We start from the raw sequence: 497 nt of genomic DNA, 5'->3' as shown, positions 1-497 counted from the left end.
TTTTTGGAATTGGATCCGGAAGATGCGTCCTATCCGAAGCCGGAAGCGATGCAGCCATGCGAAGAAGATCCTTTAACGGTGCGTCCGGGTGTTGACTGGGTGGATACGGACTTCGATTGTACGAGCGATACGGTGAAGGTGATTTACCGAGAGTGGATGGCAGAGACGCGAAGTGGGGAACGGTGTACCGCGAGTGATACGATCGTGGTATTGCGATTGCCGGCGTTGACGGGAAATGAATTTGTGGAAATGAAAGAGGATAGTTTTTATTGTGAGTTGACGCCGATGTCCATGATGGATCCGTATTCAGTGGATTATAATGCGTGGAAACAACCGATCGGTATCCACGATTATGAACAACCGGGTAGTGGATTGCGAGGGGTCATTTATGACTTGCCGGTGTTGGTATTGGAAAAGGCGTTGGCGGATGCCCAGGCTTTGGATTTGGAAGCGGAGTATTTGGATCAGGAGATATTGCGAAAGAAGAACGGAGTAGT

1 protein-coding gene is annotated in these 497 nt (G+C 49.5%); it reads left to right on the top strand.

Annotated elements, in window-relative coordinates; translation table 11 throughout:
- Positions 1 to 497, top strand: a 497-nt coding sequence (locus LVD47_RS23375; protein ID WP_236981140.1) for a hypothetical protein, incomplete at both ends; no start/stop codon positions are given.

This window comes from Membranihabitans maritimus, from assembly GCF_021729145.1.
Lineage (GTDB): Bacteria > Bacteroidota > Bacteroidia > Chitinophagales > Saprospiraceae > Membranihabitans > Membranihabitans maritimus.
The sequence above is the reverse complement of the archived record's forward strand: the minus strand, read 5'-3'. Positions and strand labels throughout refer to the sequence as shown.